Annotated in this window: 24 protein-coding genes and 1 pseudogene; 15 read left to right on the forward strand and 10 right to left on the reverse strand. The window is 69.9% G+C overall.

Translation table 11 applies throughout. The features are described 5' to 3' along the window. Positions 1–53: 53 nt before the first annotated feature. Both D7V97_RS19000 and D7V97_RS19005 read right to left on the reverse strand, forming a co-directional pair. Positions 54–314 (reverse strand): phosphopantetheine-binding protein, encoded by a 261-nt coding sequence (locus D7V97_RS19000; protein ID WP_233582969.1) that lies wholly within the window; start codon positions 312–314, stop codon positions 54–56. A gap of 14 nt (positions 315–328) precedes the next feature. Then, a complete protein-coding gene (locus D7V97_RS19005) occupies positions 329–1,996 on the reverse strand; it encodes an AMP-binding protein (RefSeq protein WP_120612066.1) in 1,668 nt (555 codons plus the stop codon). Positions 1,997–2,280: 284 nt separating this feature from the next. On the opposite strand from D7V97_RS19005, the gene D7V97_RS19010 reads away from it, so the two are divergent. The 10 genes from D7V97_RS19010 to D7V97_RS19055 are packed head-to-tail and all read left to right on the forward strand — an operon-like array spanning position 2,281 to position 10,889. Next, entirely contained in the window at positions 2,281–3,144 is an 864-nt protein-coding gene (locus tag D7V97_RS19010) for a 1-deoxy-D-xylulose-5-phosphate synthase N-terminal domain-containing protein (RefSeq protein WP_199728859.1), read from the forward strand. Continuing rightward, a complete protein-coding gene (locus D7V97_RS19015) occupies positions 3,141–4,190 on the forward strand; it encodes a transketolase family protein (protein ID WP_120612068.1) in 1,050 nt (349 codons plus the stop codon). Before D7V97_RS19010 ends, D7V97_RS19015 begins: the two co-directional genes overlap by 4 nt. A gap of 1 nt (position 4,191) precedes the next feature. Further along, positions 4,192–4,398 (forward strand): lysine biosynthesis protein LysW, encoded by a 207-nt coding sequence (gene lysW / locus D7V97_RS19020; protein ID WP_120612069.1) that lies wholly within the window; start codon positions 4,192–4,194, stop codon positions 4,396–4,398. A gap of 9 nt (positions 4,399–4,407) precedes the next feature. Then, positions 4,408–5,250, forward strand: a complete 843-nt coding sequence (locus tag D7V97_RS19025; protein ID WP_120612070.1) for a RimK family alpha-L-glutamate ligase — start codon at positions 4,408–4,410, stop codon at positions 5,248–5,250. Then, positions 5,247–6,290 (forward strand): N-acetyl-gamma-glutamyl-phosphate reductase, encoded by a 1,044-nt coding sequence (gene argC / locus D7V97_RS19030; protein ID WP_120612071.1) that lies wholly within the window; start codon positions 5,247–5,249, stop codon positions 6,288–6,290. Before D7V97_RS19025 ends, argC begins: the two co-directional genes overlap by 4 nt. Before the next feature lie 36 nt (positions 6,291–6,326). Further along, positions 6,327–7,187, forward strand: a complete 861-nt coding sequence (locus D7V97_RS19035) for a family 3 encapsulin nanocompartment shell protein (protein ID WP_120612072.1) — start codon at positions 6,327–6,329, stop codon at positions 7,185–7,187. Further along, a complete protein-coding gene (locus D7V97_RS19040; RefSeq protein ID WP_120612073.1) occupies positions 7,187–8,182 on the forward strand; it encodes a sulfotransferase in 996 nt (331 codons plus the stop codon). Before D7V97_RS19035 ends, D7V97_RS19040 begins: the two co-directional genes overlap by 1 nt. Beyond that, on the forward strand, positions 8,160–8,936 hold the full coding sequence (locus D7V97_RS19045; protein WP_120612074.1) for an SDR family NAD(P)-dependent oxidoreductase: 777 nt from the start codon (positions 8,160–8,162) through the stop codon (positions 8,934–8,936). The genes D7V97_RS19040 and D7V97_RS19045 overlap by 23 nt, the downstream gene beginning before the upstream one ends. Then, the gene (locus D7V97_RS19050; RefSeq protein ID WP_120612075.1) at positions 8,933–9,811 is read left to right on the forward strand and encodes a [LysW]-aminoadipate kinase; all 879 of its coding nucleotides are present in this window, start codon (positions 8,933–8,935) and stop codon (positions 9,809–9,811) included. Before D7V97_RS19045 ends, D7V97_RS19050 begins: the two co-directional genes overlap by 4 nt. Then, positions 9,798–10,889 (forward strand): [LysW]-lysine hydrolase, encoded by a 1,092-nt coding sequence (locus D7V97_RS19055; protein WP_120612076.1) that lies wholly within the window; start codon positions 9,798–9,800, stop codon positions 10,887–10,889. Before D7V97_RS19050 ends, D7V97_RS19055 begins: the two co-directional genes overlap by 14 nt. Positions 10,890–11,030: 141 nt before the next feature. Here the strand turns inward: D7V97_RS19055 and D7V97_RS19060 are convergent, their stop codons facing one another. The 6 genes from D7V97_RS19060 to D7V97_RS44695 form a co-directional block, all read right to left on the reverse strand. Beyond that, on the reverse strand, positions 11,031–11,513 hold the full coding sequence (locus tag D7V97_RS19060) for an SMI1/KNR4 family protein (RefSeq protein WP_199728860.1): 483 nt from the start codon (positions 11,511–11,513) through the stop codon (positions 11,031–11,033). A 10-nt stretch (positions 11,514–11,523) separates the two neighbouring features. Beyond that, the gene (locus tag D7V97_RS19065) at positions 11,524–12,036 is read right to left on the reverse strand and encodes a hypothetical protein (RefSeq protein WP_233582971.1); all 513 of its coding nucleotides are present in this window, start codon (positions 12,034–12,036) and stop codon (positions 11,524–11,526) included. A 399-nt stretch (positions 12,037–12,435) separates the two neighbouring features. Continuing rightward, positions 12,436–12,759, reverse strand: a complete 324-nt coding sequence (locus tag D7V97_RS19070) for a hypothetical protein (protein WP_120612078.1) — start codon at positions 12,757–12,759, stop codon at positions 12,436–12,438. 111 nt (positions 12,760–12,870) lie between these two features. Beyond that, positions 12,871–13,239, reverse strand: coding sequence for a DUSAM domain-containing protein (locus tag D7V97_RS19075; RefSeq protein ID WP_120612079.1), 369 nt, complete (start codon positions 13,237–13,239; stop codon positions 12,871–12,873). A gap of 2 nt (positions 13,240–13,241) precedes the next feature. Then, entirely contained in the window at positions 13,242–13,499 is a 258-nt protein-coding gene (locus D7V97_RS19080; RefSeq protein ID WP_233582973.1) for a hypothetical protein, read from the reverse strand. 254 nt (positions 13,500–13,753) lie between these two features. Next, positions 13,754–13,924 carry a hypothetical protein gene (locus D7V97_RS44695; protein ID WP_158623399.1) on the reverse strand — a complete coding sequence of 57 codons (171 nt, stop codon included), beginning with the start codon at positions 13,922–13,924 and terminating at the stop codon, positions 13,754–13,756. A 253-nt stretch (positions 13,925–14,177) separates the two neighbouring features. Between D7V97_RS44695 and D7V97_RS44165 the strand changes: the two genes are divergently transcribed. Then, a complete protein-coding gene (locus D7V97_RS44165; RefSeq protein ID WP_147444870.1) occupies positions 14,178–14,498 on the forward strand; it encodes a hypothetical protein in 321 nt (106 codons plus the stop codon). A 107-nt stretch (positions 14,499–14,605) separates the two neighbouring features. Here the strand turns inward: D7V97_RS44165 and D7V97_RS19085 are convergent, their stop codons facing one another. Beyond that, positions 14,606–15,019, reverse strand: a complete 414-nt coding sequence (locus D7V97_RS19085; protein WP_120612080.1) for a DUF6194 family protein — start codon at positions 15,017–15,019, stop codon at positions 14,606–14,608. Between the two features lie 391 nt (positions 15,020–15,410). On the opposite strand from D7V97_RS19085, the gene D7V97_RS19095 reads away from it, so the two are divergent. From D7V97_RS19095 to D7V97_RS19110, 4 genes are all read left to right on the forward strand, one after another. After that, positions 15,411–16,199 carry a hypothetical protein gene (locus D7V97_RS19095; protein WP_120612082.1) on the forward strand — a complete coding sequence of 263 codons (789 nt, stop codon included), beginning with the start codon at positions 15,411–15,413 and terminating at the stop codon, positions 16,197–16,199. A gap of 199 nt (positions 16,200–16,398) precedes the next feature. Beyond that, entirely contained in the window at positions 16,399–17,157 is a 759-nt protein-coding gene (locus D7V97_RS19100; RefSeq protein WP_120612083.1) for a hypothetical protein, read from the forward strand. A 144-nt stretch (positions 17,158–17,301) separates the two neighbouring features. Continuing rightward, on the forward strand, positions 17,302–17,661 hold the full coding sequence (locus tag D7V97_RS19105) for a GFA family protein (protein ID WP_120612084.1): 360 nt from the start codon (positions 17,302–17,304) through the stop codon (positions 17,659–17,661). Positions 17,662–17,874: 213 nt separating this feature from the next. Beyond that, positions 17,875–20,352 (forward strand): GH25 family lysozyme, encoded by a 2,478-nt coding sequence (locus D7V97_RS19110; RefSeq protein WP_120612085.1) that lies wholly within the window; start codon positions 17,875–17,877, stop codon positions 20,350–20,352. A gap of 79 nt (positions 20,353–20,431) precedes the next feature. On the opposite strand, the pseudogene D7V97_RS19115 reads toward D7V97_RS19110, so the two are convergent. Next, positions 20,432–21,181, reverse strand: a pseudogene (locus tag D7V97_RS19115) (substrate binding domain-containing protein). Between the last annotated feature and the right edge of the window lie 159 nt (positions 21,182–21,340).

The raw sequence follows: 21,340 nt of genomic DNA on the forward strand, positions 1-21,340 counted from the left end.
GGCATGGCGCGCTCGGGGCAGGGGTGGGGGCCGCCTCTCAAGGGCGGCGCGACTCAGGCGTTCAATTCCTCGCGCAGCTGTTCACACAGCGCGGCCACGTCGCGGAGCGTATTGAACAGGTCCACCATGGACACCTCCACGCCCAGCTCGCTCTCGATGCGGTTGGACAGGAGCGTGGCCATCAGCGAGTTGCCGCCAATCTCCAGGAAGTGGTCCTCCGGGCGCACCACCTCCACGCCCAGCAGCTCCCGCCACCAGCCGGCCAGCCTTCGCTCCATGTCCGTGAGGGATGCGTCGTCGGTGCCCTGGCTCAAATCCGTTCCTCTCCTCACGCGGGCTTCAACCGCTCCCGCAGCAGGTACTTACGCACCTTGCCGGTGGCTGTCTTGGGCATCTCGTCGATGATGTCCAGGCGGTCCGGCCAGTACTGGTTGGACATGCCCTGCTGCTTGAGGTGGTCGCGCAGCTCCGTGAGCGTGGGCGGCGCTTCGCCTTCGCGCACCACCACCACCGCGCACACCCGCTCGCCGCCAATCTTGTCGTCCGAGTGCGCGACGACCGCGACCTCCTTCACCTTCGGGTGCGAGTACAGCGCGGACTCCACCTCAACGACGGGGATCTTGTACCCATATCGGAAGATGACGTCCTTGAGCCGCCCCACGATGCGGATGCCGCCCCGCCCGTCGTCGCGCGCCAGGTCGCCCGTGTCGAACCAGCCGTCCGCGTCCACCGCCGCCGAGTACACGTCCTCGCGCTTGAAGTAGCCCAGGCACTGGCTGGCGCCCCGCACCAGCAGCCGCCCCGTGCCGTCCGGGTAGGGCGTGCCGTCCTCCGCGATGGCCGGGACAATCCTTGTCTCCATCCACGCCACCGCCCGCCCGTCGCTCTGGCTGGGCCAGTCCGGCGGATCGTCATGGCGCGTGATAGTGACCGCGCCGTTCTCCGTCATGCCCCACAGCGTGTGCAGCCGCACGCCGAACGTCTCGCGCACCGCCGCGATGAGGTGCGGCGGCACGGGGATGGAGCCCGTGGCGATCTGCCGCAGCGTGGACGTGTTGCGCTGGCGCTTCTTCTGCAACGCGATGAGGTTCATCAGGTACGTGGGAATGCCGTACGTGAACGTGACGCCGTGCTCCTCGAAGAGCTTGAGCGTCAGCTCCGGGTCGCCCACGTCCATGTAGACGGCCGTGGCCCCCAGCAGCATGGGCATCAGGTACGAGTACGTGAAGCCCGTGGACGCCGTCAGCAGCGATGGCAGCGCCACCACGTCCGTGCCGTCGATGGCCAGCGTGTCGCACAGCGCGCGCGTGATGCCGTAGTTGGTGTTGTGGGAATGCACCACGCCCTTGGGCTCTCCCGTCGTCCCGGACGTGTAGAGGATGTTGCACACGTCGTCCGGACCCGCGGGCGCCACGCCCTCCAGCGACGCCTCCTCCTCCCACTTCCGCTCGATGAAGTGGCGCTCGAAGTCCCGCTCGCCTGCTTGCAGGTCGGTGTTGCTGCCCAGCAGCACCCGGTGACGCAACGACGGCAGCACCGCCGCCATCTCCCGCGCCATGTCCCGGTGCGAGTGCCCCGTCCACGACGTGGGCCCCACGTACACCGCCGCCTCCGTGCGCCCCAGGATGAACTCCACCTCGCGCCGCCGGTAGTCGGGCGGAATGGGCGCGATGACGGCCCCCAGCCGCGCGCACGCCAGCGCCAGCGCCGTGAAGTGCCACCCGTTGGGCAGCTGCACCGCGACGATGTCCTCGCGCCCCACGCCCAAATTCCGCAGCGCCAACGCGAACCGGTCCATGAAGCGCGCCAGCTCCGCGTACGTCAGTCGCGTGACGTCCTTGGAAAAATACCGTGCGGCGATGATCGCGGTCTTGTCCGGATGCGCTTCCACGCAACGACGCAGATCGTCAACCACGGTGGTGTCGCGCCACCAACCCTTCCCGCGGTACTCCGCACCCTTCACCACCGCCGCTGCGTTATGGAAGCGCTGTCCCATCTGAGGGTCTCCTCCCGTTGACTTGACGTCCGGGAATGCCGAGCGTGATGCGCGTGCAACTTCGCGAGATTACCGGGCTAGGCGGTTTTTTCTTGTACATCTACATCTTAAGAAAATCCGCGTTGACGGCGCATGATGCGATTTCCTAGGGTGCCTCACAACAGCCGGAAAACGGGGCTGGCGCCAGCGAAGCAACGGGCATGACTCTCTCGGCGAATCCATCCACACCCGGGCCGGCGCGCGACGCGCGAACGCCTGATGAACCCACGGCCGGAAGCGGCTCCGTGGCGCCTGTCCGCTCCTCGGACGGGGGCGCGGGCGCCGGGTCGGACGCGGGCTTCGCGCTGCTGCCCCGGCGTGCGCGGCGCATCCGGCAGACCATCCTGCGCCTGGCGGCGACGCCGTCCGGCTGTCACCTGGGTGGCTCGCTGTCGATGGTGGAGATCCTCGTCGCGCTGCTGGGGCGGGTGATGCGCGTGGATCCGCGCGCTCCCAGGGCGCCGGAGCGCGACCACCTCATCCTGTCCAAGGGCCATGCGGCGGCGGGGCTCTACGCGGCGCTGGCGGAGTTCGGCTTCGTGGACGTGGAGACGCTGGTGCGCGGCTACAACGCGGACGGCAGCATCTTCACCGGCCACGTGAACGCGGCGGTGCCGGGCGTGGAGTTCGCCACCGGCAGCCTGGGCCACGGCCTGGGGCTGGGCGTGGGGCTGACGCTGGGGCACCGGCTGCGCGGCGAACCCAACCGCACCTTCGTCGTCTGCGGCGACGGGGAGATGGGCGAGGGCTCCAACTGGGAAGCGCTCCAGGTGGCGTCCCACCGCAAGCTCACCGCGCTGACGCTGATCATCGACCGCAACGGCGGCCAGAACGACGGGCCCACCGAGGCCATCCTGTCGCAGGAGTCGCTGGTGCCCAGGCTGGACGCGTTCGGCTTCCAGGCGCTGGAGGTGGACGGCCACGACCTGCCGGCCCTGTGCGCCGCGCTGGAGGCGCCCGTCGTGGGTGACCGTCCGCGCGCCATCGTCGCCCGGACGCGCAAGGGCGCGGGCGTGCCGATGCTCAAGGGCAAGGGTCCGCACTACGCGGTGTTCACGCCGGAGCACCTGCGCCGCGCGCTCGCCTCGCTGGGGGAGGACGGCTCATGAGCGCCTCCGTGATGCCCCCGGTGAAGTTGGAGCTGGACCTGGCGCTGGCGCCGGAGGCGTGGCTCCAGGCGCACCCGGAGCTGTCGTCGCGGCTGGTGTTCCGGCACGCGGCCGCGCGGTTCGCGGAGGAGGACGCGCGCGTCGTCTTCCTGGAGGCGGACCTGGGCGGCGGCGGGGACCCCTTCGAGTCGCGGCACCCCCAGCGCTACTTCAACCTGGGCATCTGCGAGGCCACCATGCTGGACATGGCGTGTGGCCTGGCGCACGTGGGGCACACCGTCATCGCGCACAGCTTCGCGGCGTTCGGCGTGATGCGCGCGTGCGAGCAGGTGCGGCTGAACCTGGCCTATGCGCGCGCCAACGTGAAGCTGGTGTGCGACTACGGCGGCGTGGCGGGCGCGTTCTTCGGCCCCACGCACCACGCCATCGAAGACCTGGCCGTGCTGCGCGCGATGCCCAACCTCACGGTGGTGTCGCCCGCGGATGGCCTGGAGACCGTGCACGCCACCCGCGCGATGCTCGCGCACGACGGGCCGGTGTACCTGCGGCTGGGCCGCAACCGCGTCACCCGCCTGGACGGGCCGCGTCCGCCCTTCGAGCTGGGCCGCGCCGCCCTGTTGCGCGAAGGCGACGACGTGGGGCTGCTCGCGCACGGCGAGGTGGGCGTGTCGGTGGCGCTGGAGGCCGCGCGGCTGTTGGAGGCGCAGGGGCTGTCCGCGCGCGTGCTCAACGTGCACACGCTGAAGCCGCTGGACGAGGAGGCGGTGCGGGAGACGGCGTCGCGCACGCGGCTGCTCGTCACCGTGGAGGAGCACAACGTGCTCGGCGGACTGGGCAGCGCGGTGTGCGAGACGGTGTGCGCGCTGGACCTGAACCGGCGCGTGCTCCGGGTGGGGTTGCAGGACCGGTACGACGCGGTGGCGGGCTCGCACGAGGCGCTGCTGCGGGGCCATGGGTTGGAGGGCGGGCAGGTGGCCGAGCGCATCCTTGGAGTGCTCCCAAGAACCCCGGTGTTTGCCGTGGGATCCGAAACGAGGAGGGACTGACATGCAGGCCCAGAACCACCTGAACCCGACGACGGATGCCGTGGTCGCGAACCAGTGTCCGCTGTGCTCGCAGCAAGTGGTCGCCGCGAACCGCATGGTGGGTGAGGTCCTCTCCTGCGACGGCTGCTCCGCCGAGCTGGAGGTCGTGGGCGTGAACCCCCTTCGCCTGGAGGAGGCCCCCGAGGTCGAGGAAGACTGGGGGGAGTAGCCCCAGGCCATGCGCAAGGTCGACCTCGTCTATACGCGCGTGCGCACCGAGGAGAAGCTCCTCCTCGAAGCGCTGCGCAGGCGCGACTGCGCCGTCAACATGGTGTCGGACTCGGGGATGGCGCTGTCGATGGACCGACAGCCTCCCTCCGAGGCGGACACCGTGCTGATGCGCAGCATGTCCTTCACGCGCGCGCGCTACCTGGCCACGTTCCTGGAGATGAAGGGGCTGCGCGTGCTCAACAGCGCGCGGACCATCTCGCTCTGCGGCGACAAGGCCCTCACGTGCGCCGCGCTGGCCGCGAAGGGTGTGCCCATGCCGTGGGCGTTCGTGGCCTTCGACGAGGACTCGTGCCTGGAGGAGATTGAGCGCCGGGGCTACCCGGTGGTCACCAAGCCCGTGCTGGGGAGCTGGGGGCGGATGGTGGCGAAGCTGGACTCGCGCAGCGCCGCGGAGGGCGTGCTGTCCACGCGCTTCGGCACCGGCGGCGCGCAGGACCACGTCGCGCTGGTGCAGGAGTACGTGGACAAGCCGGGCTATGACCTGCGCGTCTATGTCATTGGCCGCGCGGTGGGCGGCCTGCGCCGCCGCTCCGAGCATTGGATCACCAACACCGCGCGCGGCGCCGTCCCGGAGCGCTACGAGGTCCCGGTGCTGCACGCGAAGCTCGCGGAGGCCGCGGCGGAGGCGGTGGGCGGGGACATGGTCGCGGTGGACCTGCTGGAGACGCGCGACGGCCACGTCTACGTCAACGAGATCAACCACTGCGTGGAGTTCGCGCGCAGCATCGACGAGACGGGCGTGCCCCTGCCGGACCTCATCGCGGAGTACGTCGTCGGAGGCCGGCGATGAGCGTGCGCGTGGCGGTGCTGGGCGCGGCGGGCTACACCGGCGGCGAGGTGCTGCGCCTGCTGCTGGCGCACCCGGCCGTGGAGGTGGTGCAGGCCACGTCCACCCAGTTCGCCGGCAAGCGGCTGGACTTCCCGCACCCGCACCTGCGTGGCCTGGGCGCCCTGCGCTACACGCCGCACGACGCGTTGGAGGCGTGCGACGTGCTGGTGAGCTGCCTGCCGCAGGGGGAGCTGCTCGCGCGCTGGCCGAAGGTGTGTCGGCTGGCGGAGCGGGTGGTGGACCTGAGCGCGGACTTCCGCCTGGACGCCGCGGGACACGCGCGCTGGTACGGCAAGCACCCGCGCCCGGAGGACGTGCCAACGTTCGTCTACGGCCTTCCGGAGTGGATGGGGGACGCGCTCACGGGCGCGCGCCACGTCGCGGTGCCCGGGTGCATGGCGCACGCGGGCCTGCTGGCGCTCTTGCCGCTGGTGCACGCGGGGCTCGTGCGCACGGACGTGATGGTGGTGGACGCGAAGACGGGCTCGTCCGGTGGTGGCTCGACGCCGGACCGCTCCTCGCACCACCCGGAGCGCGCGAACGCGCTGCGCTGCTACAAGCCGGTGGGCCACCGCCACACGGGGGAGTTGGAGGGCATCGTCGAGCGCGTCACCGGCGCGAAGCCCTCCATCCACTTCAGCGCCACGGCGGTGCCGGGCGTGCGCGGCATCCTGGCCACGGTGCACGCCTTCGCGGCGCGGCCGGTGGACGAGGCGGAGGTGGTGCGCGCCATCGCCACGCGCTACCGCGAGAAGCCCTTCGTGCGGCTCTTGCGTCCCAATGCCTCCCTGTCTCCGTTCCCGGAGCCCGGGCCGCTCCTGGGCACGAACCACTGCGAGCTGGCGGTGGACGTGGACGCGGAGCGGGGCCGCATCGTGGTGAATGCCGCCATCGACAATCTGGTGAAGGGCGCCGCCGGCACGGCGGTGCATGCGCTCAACCTGATGCTGGGCCGCCCGGAGACCGAAGGCCTGGGCTTCCGCGGTCTGCATCCGCTCTAGACAGCGTCGTCACAGCGTCGCGAGGAGTCTCACGCCATGAGCATCAAGATGAAGGCGGACGTGTCCATCTCCCCCGGGGCGGCCTTCGCGGCCGCGGTGCAGCAGCACGGCACGCAGGCCCACGTGGACTACGACCACTCCATTGTCGACGCGTTCCCCGGCTTCAAGCGCCGTCCGCGCATCGCCGTGCGCGGCATGTTCAAGACCGCGAAGGCGGAGCGCGACCCGGTGCCCTTCTGGTACGAGACGCACCCGCAGACGAAGGCCGCGGGGCCGGTGGAGGACGTGGAGCTGCGCCCGGAGGCGGGCTTCGAGTTCCACCAGGACACCCAGGCCCTCAAGCCCACGCGCGCGTGGATCCAGGTGCCGCGCAACCTGCTGGAGGATCCGCAGTCGCTGGCGCAGTTCATCGACTTCCGGCTGCTCGTGCGGCTGAACACGGCGGAGAACCAGGCGCTCTGCATCGGCAAGGGCGGCGACGGCGTGCGGGGCCTGCTGCACACGCCGGGCATCGTGCGACTGCCGGCGCAGAAGAACGCCGTGGCGTCGCTGCTCAACGCCTGCGCGCAGGTGGAGCAGATGGGCGGTTCGGCGGACGGCATCGTCATCAACTCGCTGGACTTCTACGCGCACCTCGTGGGCCAGTCCTCGCTCTTGTCGGACCTGGCGAGCATGGGCATCCGCCTGTGCCGCACGCGCATGGTGAACCCGGGCACCATCATCGTCGGGGACTTCACCGCTGCGGCGACGCTCTATGACAGCCAGCGCTCCGTCATCCGCTTCGCGGAGGCGCCCCCGGGCATCTTCCCGCGCGAGGGGCTGGCGGCGTACGGCGAGGTCTACACGACGCTCGCGGTGCACCTGCCCACCCACTTCTTCGTGGCGTCGCTGACCTGATGTCCGCCCCGCTCACGGTCCTCTACATCACCGGCTGGTGCCGCAGCGGCAGCACCATCCTGGGCAACGTGCTCAACGAGGTGCCGGGCTGCTTCCATGTGGGGGAGCTGAGCTTCCTGTGGAAGAACGCCTACGGGAACGGCTCCAATACGTTGTGCGGCTGCGGCCAGCAGCTGGTGGCGTGCGGCATCTGGGACACGGTGCTGACCTCCGACGTGCCAGCGCGGATGACGCCCCGGGAGCACGCGGCCACGGTGGTGCGCCGTCAGCAGGCCGCCGTGCGCACCCGGCACACGCTGCGGGTGCTGGACGAGGCGGGAGACTCTGAAGCGCTCCAGGCGCACGCGGACTTCCTCGCGCGCACGTACCGCACCATCGCCCGGGCCACCGGGAGCACGGTGCTGGTGGACAGCGGCAAGTTCCCGTCCGAGGCGGCGCTGCTGCCGCGCGTGGAGGGCATCCGGCCGCTGTACCTGCACCTGGTGCGCGACCCTCGCGCGGTGACGCACTCGTGGACGAAGACGAAGCAGTACGTCGTCCCGATGTCCGCCGTGCGCAGCACCGCGTACTGGGTGGGCTTCAACGCGGCGTCGGAGGAGGTGACGCGCAGGTTTCCCGGCCAGTCGCTCTTCCTGCGCTACGAGGACTTCATCGCCGCGCCGGACCGCACCGTGGACACGGTGCTGGACCTGGTGGGCGTGCCGCGCGAGCACAACCCGGTGAAGGGCCGCACGGTGGTGCTGGGGAAGAACCACACCGTCACCGGCAACCCGGACCGCTTCCGCAGCGGGCCCACGCTGCTGCGCGGCGAGGACGACGCGTGGAAGGGGGAGCTGGCGTCCGGTGCGCGCGCGCTCACCGTGGCGCTCGCGTGGCCCCTGATGGCGAAGTACGGGTACTTCAGCGGCACGCTGCGCGCCCCCGCGGTGGGGACGTCGTCGGCCGCGGACTCCAACTCCAGGAAGGACGCCCATGGAACTGGGACTCGCCCATAAGGTCGCGCTCGTCGCCGGAGGCTCCAGCGGGCTGGGGCTCGCCGTAGCAGAGGAGCTGGCGAAGGAGGGCGCGCACGTGGCCATTGGTGCGCGGGACGCGGACCGGCTGGCCCAGGCGGAGGCCCGCGTGAAGGCCGTGGCCCGGGGCGGTCGCGTGCTGGCGACGCGCGTGGACGTGAAGGACGACGCCAGCGTCCGGCGCTGGGTGGAGGACGTGGCCGCGAAGCTGGGCGCGCTGCACATCGTCGTCACCAACAGCGGCGGGCCGCCTCCCGGGCCGGCCTCCAGCTTCGGTGTGGACGCGTACCGGAGCGCGGCGGACGCGGTGCTGCTGCCGCCCATCTCCCTGGCGCTCGCGGCGCTGCCCCACTTGAAGAAGGCCGGGTGGGGACGGCTGCTGTTCATCACCTCGGAGACGGTGCACCGGCCGGTGGCCCGCTTCGCGCTGTCTGGCTTCTCGCGCATGGGCATCATCGGCTTCTCCGCCGCGCTGGTGCAGGAGCTGGGCGACGCCGGCATCACCGTCAACGTGCTGGCGCCGGGCTACATGCGCACGCCGCCGGTGGAGCGCACGGCGGGGAAGGCGGGCGACGTGGAGGCGGGGCTTCGCGACATGGGCGCGCACATCCCGCTCAAGCGCGTGGGGCTGCCGGAGGAGTTCGCCGCGGCGGCGGTGTTCCTCGCCAGCGAGCGGGCGTCGTTCATCACCGGCACGGTGCAGCTGGTGGATGGTGGCGCGAGCGTCATCGGATGAGCGCCGGGGCCACCGCTTCGTCTTCGTCTTCTGGGCGCCCGCTCGTCGTGAAGATTGGCGGCGCGGCGGGCGTGGACCTGGAGAACGTCTGCACGGACGTGGCGGAGCTCGTCCGGCGCGGGGAGCGCGTCATCGTCGTCAACGGCGGCTCGGACGCCGGAGAGCGGCTGCTGGGCGCGCTGGGCATGGAGCGGCCGGAGGTGACGACCGCGAACGGCAACGTCGTGCGCCTCACCTACGCGCCCACGCTGCGCGCGCTCACCATGGCGTGGGTGGGTGAGGTGAACAAGGCCGTGGTCCTCGCGCTGCTGGCGAAGGGCGTCACCGCGCTGGGGCTGTGCGGCGCGGACGGGCGCGTGCTCACCGCGCGCCGGAGGCCGCCCCTCAAGTTGCAGACGGGGGACGGGCGGATGCGCATTGACCGGGAGCACCTGGCGGGCGAGGTGTCCTCCGTGAACACGGCGCTCCTGGGCACGCTGCTGGAGGGCGGCTACGTGCCCGTGGTGTGTCCTCCGGCGGTGACGGAAGAGGGCGTGCTGGTGAACGTGGACGCGGACGCCGTGGCGTCGGCCCTCGCCGTGGCGGTGGGCGCCCGGGCGCTGATCATCATCTCCAACGTGCCGGGGTTGCTGTCGGATCCGAAGGACCCCGCCACGCTGGTGCGCGCGAGCGACGACGTGCAGGGCTGCATGGCGCTGGCGGGCGGGCGCATGCGGTACAAACTGGAGGCCGTGCGCCGGGCGCTGGAGGGCGGGGTGCCCACGGCGTACGTGAGCGCGTCGCGCGTGGCGCGGCCGGTGTTCTCCGCGCTGGAGGAGGCGGGCGGCACGAAGTTCACCCTTCGCGAGAGGACCTTGGCGGATGCGGGCGCGTGAGCCGGGCGTGGACTTGTTGCGGTGGATGGTGGAGCAGTACAGCCCCAGCCACCAGGAGGCGTCCTTCGCCGGAGCGCTCGTGGAGCGGCTGGGCACGCGCGGCTGGAGCGCGCACACCGACGAGGTGGGCAACGCCGTCGCGCGCTACGGGGACGGGGACACCGTCATCGCGTTCCTGGGCCACATCGACACCGTGCCCGGAGAGGTGCCCGTGCGGCTGGAGGGGCAGAAGCTCTACGGCCGGGGCGCGGTGGACGCGAAGGGCCCGCTGTGCGCGTTCATCGAAGCGGTGGAGCTGCTGGACGACGCCGAACGCGCCGGGAAGCAGTTCCTCCTGCTGGGCTGTGTGGAGGAGGAGGTTGCCGTCACTCGGGGCGCCCTGCACGTGCGCGAGCGCTACACGCCGGACTTCGTCATCAACGGCGAGCCCAGCGGCGCGCACGCGGTGACGATTGGCTACAAGGGCCTGCTGCGCCTGGACCTGGAGCACCGCGCCAGCCGCCGCCATACGGCAAGCCGCGACTACCGCGCCGCCGCCGAGCACGTCATCGACGCGTGGAATGCTCTCAAGCGCCTGTGTGACGACTGGAACCGCGAGCGCACGTCCCTGTTCGAACAGAACCTGCCGTCACTCAATGCCTTTCACACCGGCGCGACGGAGACCGAGGAGTGGGCCACCGCGGCGGTGAGCATCCGCACCGGCCCGTCCACCGACACGCAGGCGCTGCTCGCGGCGCTGGGCACCGTGCCCACGGTGACGGTGCGCACGGTGGCCCAGAAGCACGCGGTGTCCACGAATGGCAACGACGCGCTCTCCCGCGTCTTCAAACAGGCCATCCGCGAGCGCGGCGTGAAGCCCACGCTACGGCTGAAGACAGGCACGTCCGACTGGAACACCGTGGCCTCCGCGTGGAGCGTGCCCACCGTGGCCTACGGCCCTGGCGATGCGGCGTTGGACCACACGCCGAACGAGCACATCGACCTAGCGGAGTACGAGGAGGGCGTCGCCGTGCTCGCGCGCGTGCTGGCGCTGCTGCCGGTGAAGACGCCCTCCCAGCCGGGTGCACGCCCGGATTGAGGGAGGACAAGCAGTGACGGGGAGATGTGCAGGCTGGGGAGGGGGGCCTGGAAGGCGGCCGCGTCCACGGTCGCCCGCGCCGCCTGAGCCACACCTGGTTTCGGTTTTCCCTCTCGAATGAGGGCGAGAAACTGGCACCGCTCAGTCCTCCGGTGTGCTCCCGCTCAACCAGAAGAAGGCGTCCCCGCTGGCCAGTGCCCTCTCCAGGAACTCGCTGAAGGACGCGGCGATAGGCTCCACCGCAGGGTACGTCTCGTGGAAGGCGTCGAGGAGGGTGTACCGGCCACCCAGGCGCTGCGCGATGTCCACGAGCACGTAGTCGCCGTCCTGGAGGTACAGGAGCGTGTACCAGGACGGGGCCCCGTAGGTGTCGGTGTCCTGGTGCCGCATCCTGATGCGAGCACGTTGGACCTCAGCGAGGGGGAGGATTCGGTAGTTGGGCGCCTTCTCGCGCGGGGCGAAGAGCGTCGCCCCGTCGCAGTGCAGGTAGAAGGCGCGCAGGTCCTCATCGAGGGCCCAGCCAACACGCGCCTCGAAGGCAGCGAGCTGCGCAGGCGTAGCGGGTGGTTCCGGGAAGTGGCTCTGGGAAATCTCCGCCAGCAGGCGGTCCATGATCGCGGGCATTGCGCCGGCCTCAGTCCACGTAGGGGCGCGCGGGGCCTGGTGTGAGCCACTTCCCGCCTGGCGCGTAGCAGGCCGGGTACTCCCGGTTGAAGACGTCGTGCACGTCCCCCGGGACAGGAAGGATGTTGTCGGGCGCGGTGGCGGGGCCGCCGTGGGCGAGGTCGAAGATGTGGTGCCCGGGCCAGGGGTCCTTGCCCGAAGGCCACGCGCCGAACTCCTCTGCCCACGACTCCCGGAACGAGGCACGGGCGTTGTTCCACTGCGTCCGCTGCTGCTTGACGTTGGAGACGGCGGGGTAGTCGCAGCAGCAGTGGGTGATGGCCAGTCGCCCGCCAGCCGCTGCGGGCATGAGCATGAAGCGCCCCTGCCAGTCGCCCTTGAAGTCAGCCAGCCAGATGCAGCCCCTGAGGGCATACCCCTGTGCCGCGCACTTCGCCTCGCACCGGGACATGAACGCGACGCTGCACTGCCAGGGCCCGTAGTAGATGGTGGTGCGCACCTGGCCGCCATCCGGGCTGGGCATGGTCGGGCTCACCCACTTCGCGGACGCAGGGCTGCCGACGGTGCCAGTGGTGGCCGAGCCGCAGCCTACGAGGGCGAGGACGAGGGTCGCGCTCGCGGCGCGCTGCAGGGGGCGGACGGCTATCACGGCAAAACGTGATAGCGCGGCCAGTGCGGCAAGTGAAGTCACAGGAGCGGGCGTGCCCTGACGGGTAGGGCACGTGGGACGACCTGAGCATCGGAGCGATAGACGCCCATTGTGCTGTCCCGCGCGTGAGCGGACGGACCAGAGCGCCCCTTGGAGAGGTCCGTCCCGAGGGGGTGGGGCCCCTGCGACAGGTGAACGGACCCACCGCTGCCGAGCGCGGCGCGGCAGAGCGGGGCTGCAGGTTCAATTTGGGTATACGGTCGTCTACCTGATTCACACGACGTCGGTCGTAATCCCCGGGGACGGGGCATTCCCTATTGGCACTGCCAGTGAAGGAATTGCCCCCATCGCCGCTTGCGCGAGGAAGGCAGGCAGCTCGTCGCCCGGCACAGGCACCACCTCCGGCAGGTCCCCGGGCTTCACGTCGAACTCGCCCTGTGCGACGACGAGCATGGGGGACTTGAACGTGGGCTCCACGGACCGCACCTCGGCCCGCGCGTCCGGCTCCTGCCCTTGGATCCGCACGATGTCTCCCTGATGGACTTCGTGGAGGGCGTCCATCGCGAGGTACACGTCGTTGCCGTCGCCCTCCGTCACCGCCTTCGCGAGAATGGAGCGTGGCAGCGGCAGGGGCGCGTCGTTGTTTGGCGGCGGCCACCTCCGAAAGCGGCGGCGGGTGCTCTGCGCGCAGTGTGAATGAGCGCCACGTCAGTCCAGCTCCGCCAGCGCCAGCTTCGCCTCCTCCAGGTAGAGAGGCACGACCTCCACCGCGAGCAGGTCCTCGAGGAGCTTCCGTGCGCCGGCCGTGTCTCCGGCCCGTGCGAGGTCCCGTGCCCTCATCTCCGTGAGCCCCAGCCGCAGGGAACCTTCACGGATTCGCGCGCGCACTTCGCGCAGCAGCGCAGTGGCGGTTGCCTCGTCGTGGACAGCCACCTGCGCGTCCGACTCGGCGATCGCGACCTGGTGCGCCGAGCGAAGCAGGAGTCCCCGTACGTCTGGGGTGAGCACCAACGCTTCTCCTGCCTCGACGCGAGCAGCCAACTCGCGCACCCACTCCCAGTCGATGTCCTCTGCCACGTTCAGTTGTCTCCCTGCTGGCGTCGGCACTTGTTCCGCGGCCACTCGCCCTTCTGCCCCTCGCAGTACCTGAAGCAATCGTAACAGTGCCCCAACCAGTCTTCTTCTTGGCACTTCACGTAGGTTTCCATGCACACCCGCTTCCACTCCGGCAGGTCCGGCCTGGCCAACTCCATGGCCACCCTGCCAGCGAAGAGGATTTCCGCCGCCTCCAGCTTCGTCGCGCCACAGCGCTCCGGCGCCGTCGGGTGCGTCTTCACGCAGCAACTCACCGTGGAGTCCTTGGGGGTGCACGGCGCCTGCGCCAGGACACAGGTGTGTTGCTGGCCTGGGCTCGCGCCGTTCCGCTACGGCTCGTCGTCGCGAGGGCGAGCACGAGGACCACCCGCCTGCCCCAGGAGGGGGTGTTCATTTTGTTCATGCAGGGCGCTCTATACGGCTTTCGGCAGGTGGCGCATCTTTGTTGAGAGGGAGGCGCTGGGCCGCACGTGCAGGCCGGCCCCAAGGGCGACGTCTACGCGAGGAAGGCGGGGAACTCGTCGCCCGGCTTCGGCATCAGCCCCAGCACGTCCCCGGCCTTCGGGTTGAAGACGTCGCCCGGGAAGCTGATGAAGACGGGCAGCTCCGCCGTGGGTTCCACGGACGTCACCACCTCCGCCTCGGCGCCCGAGCCCCGGATGTGCACGCTGGCGCTGCGGTGGACCTCGTGAAGCCCGTGCCACCGCGAGGTACAAGCTGCCGCCTTCCTCGTCCTCCGAACCCGGGCAAGCTCATACCCCGGTGCGCTGCTGGACTGGGAGTGCGCGCCGCCGCTACAGCCGGTCGCCACCAACGCGAGCGCGCCCGCCGCCAGGATGCCCACGTCCGGGCGAGGGGCCGCCCCTTCTGTCCGGGCATGAGTGAGACTGCCCCCGAAACGTGACGAACAGGAGAGTGCCATGCGAGAGCGTTTGCTCATCCGTGCAGTGGTCAGGCTCTTGACGCCTGACGAGGGCGGCACCCAGGGGCCGCTGGGAAAAGAATTCAGGCCAACCTGGAACATCGGAAGCCGAGCATCCGATGGTCAGATGGCATTGGATGGTGGTTTTGTCACATTGGAAGGCACAGGACCGCTTGTGCCGGGACAGGAGGAGGAAGCAGTCATTGAGCCGCTTCTGTCTGAATCCTGGCGGCACCTGGCTCAGGGGATGGAAATTCCGATGCATGCTGGGGCCCGAGTCATCGGGTCTGCTCGAGTATTGGAAGTCATACGGATTTAGAGTCTATTCCGGTAGGCGCGAGTGGAACCCAGTGATGATGCCCAGTGCGAAGTGCAGCATCGCCACGCAGGTGTCCTCAGGATAGGAGCTGGTGGCTGTACTGGCGCTCAGCTCCGGGCGGTCCGCTTCGGCTGGAGGTCGTAGGCCTCGCGGAGATAGGGGCGCAGCATCCGGAACGTCTCGTGGCTGGGATTGAGCACGCTCAGCCAGAACATGCGCGCGTAGGTCGGATGCGGTAGGAGCACGTCCAGGGCCGTGAAGTCCACGTCCGGGTCGGGCTCCGGGAACAGCTTCTGGAAGCTGTCCTTCCCCACGCACAGGTTCAGCCGGAACACGTCGTCGCGGTCCAGCTCCGAGTGGTGGTCGTGTTCGGTGTCCCGGGTGACGATGGTCGCGAAGGGGGACTTCCGCTCGTCCCCTGCGAAGAAGAAGAGATCCGGTGTGGTGGCATCCATGTGCACGTCCTTGAACGCGTCCCGGATGTACTCCGCCAAGGCTTCCAGGCTGATGGCTCCCGTCATGACGTCCTCCCCGAAGTCGTACCGGTGGGATCTACCACGCGCGGAAACGTCTGGGACATGATCCCATCGATCTGGGTGCGGAGCATGACGGCCAGTCCTTCATGGATGTGATTCATGAAGGGGACCTGGCTGCGCCTGGCGCGTTGCTGGCCGTAGAAGTCCTGGATGAGCCCGTGCTCGGTGCTCTGAAGCACACCTGAGTCCTCGAGGGCGGCCCAGGTCGAGGGATGCAGGTCGGGATGGGTTCCTTCACGGGCGTGTCACGAGCGCGCGCGTCACCGGAACCTCGCGCGAGCTGAGTCAGGGGAGCGTGGTACTGGACACCGCGTCGTTCGCGGTGCTCCCCCTTGAACGCGCGCCCGTGACACGGGCCGCGAATGAAGAGGTCCCCATGAAGACCCTGCCGATGACGTCGCTGCTGAGCGGTCTGGCCCTGTTCGCCGCTCCGGCGGCGTTCGCCTCGTCCACCACCAGCATCCCCGCCTTCGAGGCGAGCATCTCCGCGGCGCAGGGCCCCAACAGCCCCGGCGGCACGACCCTCCTGCGCTCGGAGCTCAAGCCCGCGCTGGAGGCGTTCATCTACGACACCGGCGGCCCCACGGGCGTGGACAGCGCCGAGCGCGCCTACCTCACCACCCGCCTCAACGACACGCCGTTCCAGCAGTCGCTGACGGGCACCGCGGCGAAGTACTACGCGGACTTCCACGAGCTGAACGACGCCACCTTCACGAGCTACCCGCTGTACCAGGGCTCCGTCGCCAACACCGCCGCGTCGCTGTTTGGCGCCACGGGCCCGCTGGCGTCCAACGCGGACATCCGGGAGGGCTACATCCCCAACGGCCAGGGCATCGCCAACCAGACCACGCTGGGCACCGCGTTCACCACCTACTTCGAGCCGCCGGCCGGCACCTTCCAGCCCATCACCGTGAAGGAGCTCATCGAGAGGCTCGGCACCCCCGTCAAGGGCAGCACCCCCACCGTGGACGAGGTGGAGGGCGCCGTGGCGTACATCACCCAGATTTCGCGCAACAGCAACCGGCTCTACGTCGCGGACTGGACCTGCCGCCGGTGCAGCTTTTCGCCGTGGAACACGCGGGGCTACGTCATCGCCGCGGTGAGCACGGACCGCCGCTTCGTGCGCATGGTCTCCGTGTGGACGGCGGACTACGGGAACGACTGATGCGACGCACCGCCGCGCGGCCCGCACCGTGAAAGTTTCCAGCCTCGCGACACGCTCCATCACGGGCGTGTCACGGGCGCGCGCGTCACCGGAACCTCACGCGGGCCGTGTCAGGGCCGCGTGGTACTCGCCACCGCCTCGTTCGAGGTTCCCCCCTGACCGCGCGCCCGTGACACGGGCCGCGAATGAAGAGGTTCCCATGAAGACCCTGTCGATGACGTCGCTCGTGGGCGCGCTGGCCCTGCTCACCGCTCCGGCCGCGTTCGCCACGTCCACCAGCATCCCCGCCTTCGAGGCGAGCATCACCACCGCGAAGGGCCCCAGCAGCCCCGGCGGCACGACCATCCTCCGCTCGGAGATCAGGACCGCGCTGGACGCGTTCCTCAACGACACCGGCAGCCCCGAGGGCGTGGACAGTGCCGAGCGCGCCTATCTCGCCACCCGCCTCAACGACACGCCGTTCCAGCAGTCGCTGACGGGCACCGCGGCGAAGTACTACGCGGACTTCCACGAGGTGAACGACGCGGCCATCACGGGCGCCCCGCTGTACCTGAATCAAGTCGCCCAGACGCCCGCGTCGCTGTTTGGCGCCACCGGCTCGCTGTCTTCCGCGCGCATCTACGAGGGCTACATCCCCAACGGCCAGGGCGTCGCCAACCAGCAGACGCTGGGCGAGGCCTTCAGCATGGCCTTCGGTCCGCAGGCCAGCATCTTCGAGCCCATCACCGTGCGGGAGCTCATCTCGCGGCTCAGCGCTGTCTCCTACAACGTGGACGAGGTGGAGGGCGCGGTGGCCTACATCACGGCGATCTCGCGCAACAGCAACCGGCTCTACACCACGGGCTGGAGCTGCCGCGGGTGCGGCGCGCCGGGCTACACGCAGGGCTTCGCCATCGCCGCGGTGAGCACGGACCGCCGCTTCGTGCGCATGGTCTCCGTGACGACGTACGCGGACTGACGTGACGCACCGCCGCAAGCGCGCCGGGAGGAACCTGCGCGCTTGCGGTCCCCGCCGCCTCCGTTCGTTGATGCGCGTCACACGCACCGGGTGGGCGGAGCGCATGCTCCGGCCCGGGCTTCACGCAGCACCGGAGAAAGCACCATGGCGGAGATGAAGACGTATACGGGTGGCTGCCACTGTGGACAGGTCCGCTACGAGGCGACCACGGACCTGGCGCAGGTGGTGAGCTGCAACTGTTCCATCTGCCACAAGCTGGGCGTGGTGCTGACGTTCGTCTCGCCGGAGCAGTTCAAGTCCCTCTCCGGCGCGGACCACGTGAAGTCCTACCAGTTCAACAAGAAGGTCATCAACCACCTGCACTGCCCCACCTGCGGCGTGGAGTCCTACGCCACCGGCAAGGGCCCGGACGGCAAGGCGATGTTCGCCGTCAACCTGCGCTGCGTGGACGGCGTGGACCTGTCCACGCTCCAGCCCTTCCCCTACAACGGCCGGGACGCCTGAGCCGCACCTACGCCCTGCGCGCGCGCCACATCAGGTCGGCGACGGAGCATAGGACCGAGAGACGCCCTTTGTGCTGTCGTGCTCGTGAGCGGACGGACAAGAGCGGCCGACGTGAGGCGGCGTCTGGACGTTGATTGAACGGTCCGCATCGGTGACCCAAGTGAGATAAAAAGGCCAGGCTAGAAAATCCAGTTTACGCCTCCAGGGAGCCCCATGCATCGCAGAGCCCGTCCAGGGAGCTTCATCCAACGCCTCATCTCAACCCCCATGACGATGCTGTGGGGCCTCGTCGTCCTGACCGCCTGCGGAGGCATGGAGCCAGAGGGCTCCGGGAGCCCCGCCGACGGGGTCCAGCAAGCGCAGGCCCTTGCACCGGCCAACGTGCAGGCCTTCTACGCGGAGTCTCGCTGGGGGACCCGCTTCGGCGTCACGGGCCCCTACTACGGCCCCTTGGGCCACCGGGGGCTCGACCTCTATGCGAGCGCGGGCCAGGCCATCCCCGCGCTCCGCTCGGGCGTCGTCCGCCGCGTCCAGTACTCCTCCATCGTGGGACACACCCTCGCCGTGGAGTCCGCGCCGGGCGACTTCTCCGGGTACGCCCACGTCATCCGGACTCGCTTCGCGGTGGGCGACTCCGTCCAACAGGGCGACATCATCGCGTACGTGGCGGGCTCTGGAGATGCCCATGGCTCGGCGTGGACCGGGCCCCATCTCCACATGACCCGCGGCACCACGAACAACTGCGCCTTCGGAGAGAACGTCAGCGACCCCGCGCCGCTCATCCGCAACGTGCTCGGCACCGGCAGCGGCGGAGGCACCGGCAGCGGCGGAGGTTCCGGGGGAATCCAGATCAGCATCGACGAAGGGAAGATCCTCCAGCGCGTGGCCCAGCGCGGCGGCTACACGGGCGCGGTGGACGGCGTGCCCGGGGTCAACACGTGGAAGGGCATCCAGACGGTCCTTGGCGGCAAGGGCTTCTACTCCGGCCCCATCGACGGCGTTCCGGGTGAGAACACCTGGAAGGGACTCCAGCGGCTCGCGCAGCTCGGCGGGTACACGGGCCCCGTGGATGGCTTCCCGGGGCAGTACACCTACGCGGGGCTCAACACCTGGCTGGGCCAGGACCCCGGGACGCCTCCCCCGTCCGGGATGAGCGGCGTGTATGGGATTGATGTCGGCACGACGCAGCGGGACCTGGACTTCAATGCCATCCGCAGCGCCGGCTACCAGTTCGCGATCGTCAAGGCCGGCGGTTCCAATGTGTCACCCCTCTACGTCGCGCCCTACTACGCCCAGCAGGTCGCGCGGGCCCGCGCGGCCGGACTCCTCGTGGGGCACTACTGGATGGCGGGCTCGTACAACCCCGCCGGTGACGCCCAGTACTTCGCGGACCACCTGTATGACCACCGCCCCGGCGACCTGCTCGTGCTCGACAACGAGGCCATCGACGACGGCATCTTCTGGAACGACTCCATGACCGCGAGCTTCATGCAGGCGGTCAAGACGCGGCTGGGCAAGGCTCCCTTCCTGTACACGTACTCGAGCCTGCTCAAGGCCAACACGTGGCCCCAGACGCAGGCCGTGGGCTCGAAGCTCTGGATTGCCCACTACACGGGCACGCCGGGCAACCCGTCCGTGGGGACGGCCTGGCCCACGTGGGAGATCCACCAGTACACGTCGTCCGGTAACCAGAACGGGATTCCGCTCGACCTGAACGTCGCGAAGCTGTCCGCGTTCGCCGGACTGGCCCAGCCCCCGCTGGGCGCGACTCCGCCTCCGCCGACGGCCATCCCCGGCGGGAGCGCTGGCGGCGGAGGATCCCCCGTCATCACCGTCCAACAGGGGACCCTCCTGCAGCAGCTGGCGCGCCGGGGCGGCTACACCGGCCCCCTCGATGGCGTTCCGGGGGCCCAGACCTGGACGGGCGTCCAGAAGGCCCTGCGTGAGCTGGGGTATTACGCGGGACCCGTTGACGGCGTTCCAGGCCTCAACACCTACAAGGGATTGCAGTTGCTGGCCCAGGACGGTGGCTACTCGGGCCCCATCGATGGCATCCCCGGGCCCAACACCTACAATGGCATCCAGGCATACCTGGATGGGTCCTCCGGCCCCGTGCCGTCCGTCACCCAGGCCCAGGGCATGACGCTGCAACGGATTGCCAGCGCGGGCGGTTATACCGGCGCGGTGGATGGCGTCCCCGGCACGAACACGTGGAAGGGCGTCCAGCAGGTCCTCGGTGGCTATGCCTATTCAGGGCCCGTGGATGGCGTCATGGGCAAACAGTCGTACGCGGCGCTCCAGCGCTTCGCCGCGAAGGGCGGCTACACGGGCCCCCTCGACGGAGTCATGGGCACCCAGTCCTGGGTGGGCGTGCAGACCGTGCTGCGGGGCTTCGGCTACACGGGCCCCCTCGACGGAGTCATGGGCACCCAGTCGTACGCGGCGCTCCAGCGGGTGGCGCGCCTGGGCGGGTACATGGGCCCCTCCGATGGAGCGATGGGCGCGAACTCGTGGCGCGGCCTCCAGACCTTCCTGAGCGGCGCCGGGTACACGGGCCCCATCGACGGAGTCCCCGGAACGAACACCTACAAGGTGCTCCAATCCCTGGCGAACCGGGGCGGCTACGCCGGGCCCATCGACGGCATCCCTGGCCCCAACACGTACGCGGGCCTGGCGAACCTCCTGGACTGACGCCGAGCCCCCGGCCCCGCTTCTCCGGCGTCCCCGGGGAGGCGGGGCCTTATCGTGTCCGCGTGCGATGGGGGCCGCTTCAGCCCGGTGCTGGCGGATTCGCACGCCATTGCCCGACCCTCAGGTCGATGAAGCGCCGCACCTTCGCCGGCAGGTGATGCTTGCTCGGGTAGATCGCCATGATCGGGAAGAGCTCCGTCTCGCAAGACGGCAGCAGCGCCTTGAGGCATCCACTCGCCAGGTCTTCGTCGACCAGGAAGCCGGGAAGACAGGCGATGCCCAGGCCCGCGACGGCCGCGTCCCGGATCGCCTCGCCGCTGTCGAGCCGCAGGCGGCTTCGTCCCTCCACCTTCACCGGGGCGCCGCCCTTCTCGCGCAGCCGTCAGTGCTGTCGTCGCGTCCGGCTGCTGAAGAGCAGACACTCATGCGTCGCGAGCTCCTCCAGCGTGGCGGGTTCGCCGCGCGCCTTGAGATAGGAGGGCGCGGCGCAGACGAACACCGGGGATTGCGCCACGACCCGCGAGGCCAGGCGCGTATCGGTGCTGGACGCATTGATGCGCACGGCCAGGTCGTACCCCTCCTCGATGATATCCGCGACGCTCACCTCCGTCTGCACCTCGGGCCAGGTCCGCAGGTAGTCCCGCAGCAAGGGAAGGACATGCAGTCTGCCGAATGAGCCAGGCAGGGTGAGCCGCAGCACGCCCCGGGGCGCGCCCGTGCGCTGCCCGACGCTGACCTCCGCGTCGTCCAGGGCCGCCAGGACTTGCAGGCAGTGCTCATGGAAGACACGGCCGTCGTCGGTGAGGCTCAGCTGGCGCGTCGTGAGCATAGGACCGATAGACGCCCTTTGTGCAGTCCCGCTCGTGAGCGGACGGACAAGAGAGCCCCTTCGAGAGGTGCGTCCAGAGGGGGCGGGGCCCCTGCGGCTGCTGCGACACACCGCTGCCGAGCGCGGCGCGGCCGAGTGCGGCGCTGAAGGGTGGGGGGC

Source organism: Corallococcus sp. CA053C (genome assembly GCF_003611675.1).
In the GTDB taxonomy this organism is placed as follows: Bacteria; Myxococcota; Myxococcia; order Myxococcales; family Myxococcaceae; genus Corallococcus.

Excerpts from the sequence above, each read along its gene's own strand:
- D7V97_RS19005 (WP_120612066.1), bottom strand. The coding sequence starts at position 1,996 with ATGGGACAGCGCTTCCATAACGCAGCGGCGGTGGTGAAGGGTGCGGAG.
- D7V97_RS19015 (WP_120612068.1), top strand. The coding sequence starts at position 3,141 with ATGAGCGCCTCCGTGATGCCCCCGGTGAAGTTGGAGCTGGACCTGGCG.
- lysW (WP_120612069.1), top strand. The coding sequence starts at position 4,192 with ATGCAGGCCCAGAACCACCTGAACCCGACGACGGATGCCGTGGTCGCG.
- D7V97_RS19025 (WP_120612070.1), top strand. The coding sequence starts at position 4,408 with ATGCGCAAGGTCGACCTCGTCTATACGCGCGTGCGCACCGAGGAGAAG.
- argC (WP_120612071.1), top strand. The coding sequence starts at position 5,247 with ATGAGCGTGCGCGTGGCGGTGCTGGGCGCGGCGGGCTACACCGGCGGC.
- D7V97_RS19035 (WP_120612072.1), top strand. The coding sequence starts at position 6,327 with ATGAGCATCAAGATGAAGGCGGACGTGTCCATCTCCCCCGGGGCGGCC.
- D7V97_RS19040 (WP_120612073.1), top strand. The coding sequence starts at position 7,187 with ATGTCCGCCCCGCTCACGGTCCTCTACATCACCGGCTGGTGCCGCAGC.
- D7V97_RS19045 (WP_120612074.1), top strand. The coding sequence starts at position 8,160 with ATGGAACTGGGACTCGCCCATAAGGTCGCGCTCGTCGCCGGAGGCTCC.
- D7V97_RS19050 (WP_120612075.1), top strand. The coding sequence starts at position 8,933 with ATGAGCGCCGGGGCCACCGCTTCGTCTTCGTCTTCTGGGCGCCCGCTC.
- D7V97_RS19055 (WP_120612076.1), top strand. The coding sequence starts at position 9,798 with ATGCGGGCGCGTGAGCCGGGCGTGGACTTGTTGCGGTGGATGGTGGAG.
- D7V97_RS19060 (WP_199728860.1), bottom strand. The coding sequence starts at position 11,513 with ATGCCCGCGATCATGGACCGCCTGCTGGCGGAGATTTCCCAGAGCCAC.
- D7V97_RS19065 (WP_233582971.1), bottom strand. The coding sequence starts at position 12,036 with ATGCCCAGCCCGGATGGCGGCCAGGTGCGCACCACCATCTACTACGGG.
- D7V97_RS44165 (WP_147444870.1), top strand. The coding sequence starts at position 14,178 with ATGCGAGAGCGTTTGCTCATCCGTGCAGTGGTCAGGCTCTTGACGCCT.
- D7V97_RS19085 (WP_120612080.1), bottom strand. The coding sequence starts at position 15,019 with ATGACGGGAGCCATCAGCCTGGAAGCCTTGGCGGAGTACATCCGGGAC.
- D7V97_RS19095 (WP_120612082.1), top strand. The coding sequence starts at position 15,411 with ATGAAGACCCTGCCGATGACGTCGCTGCTGAGCGGTCTGGCCCTGTTC.
- D7V97_RS19100 (WP_120612083.1), top strand. The coding sequence starts at position 16,399 with ATGAAGACCCTGTCGATGACGTCGCTCGTGGGCGCGCTGGCCCTGCTC.
- D7V97_RS19105 (WP_120612084.1), top strand. The coding sequence starts at position 17,302 with ATGGCGGAGATGAAGACGTATACGGGTGGCTGCCACTGTGGACAGGTC.
- D7V97_RS19110 (WP_120612085.1), top strand. The coding sequence starts at position 17,875 with ATGCATCGCAGAGCCCGTCCAGGGAGCTTCATCCAACGCCTCATCTCA.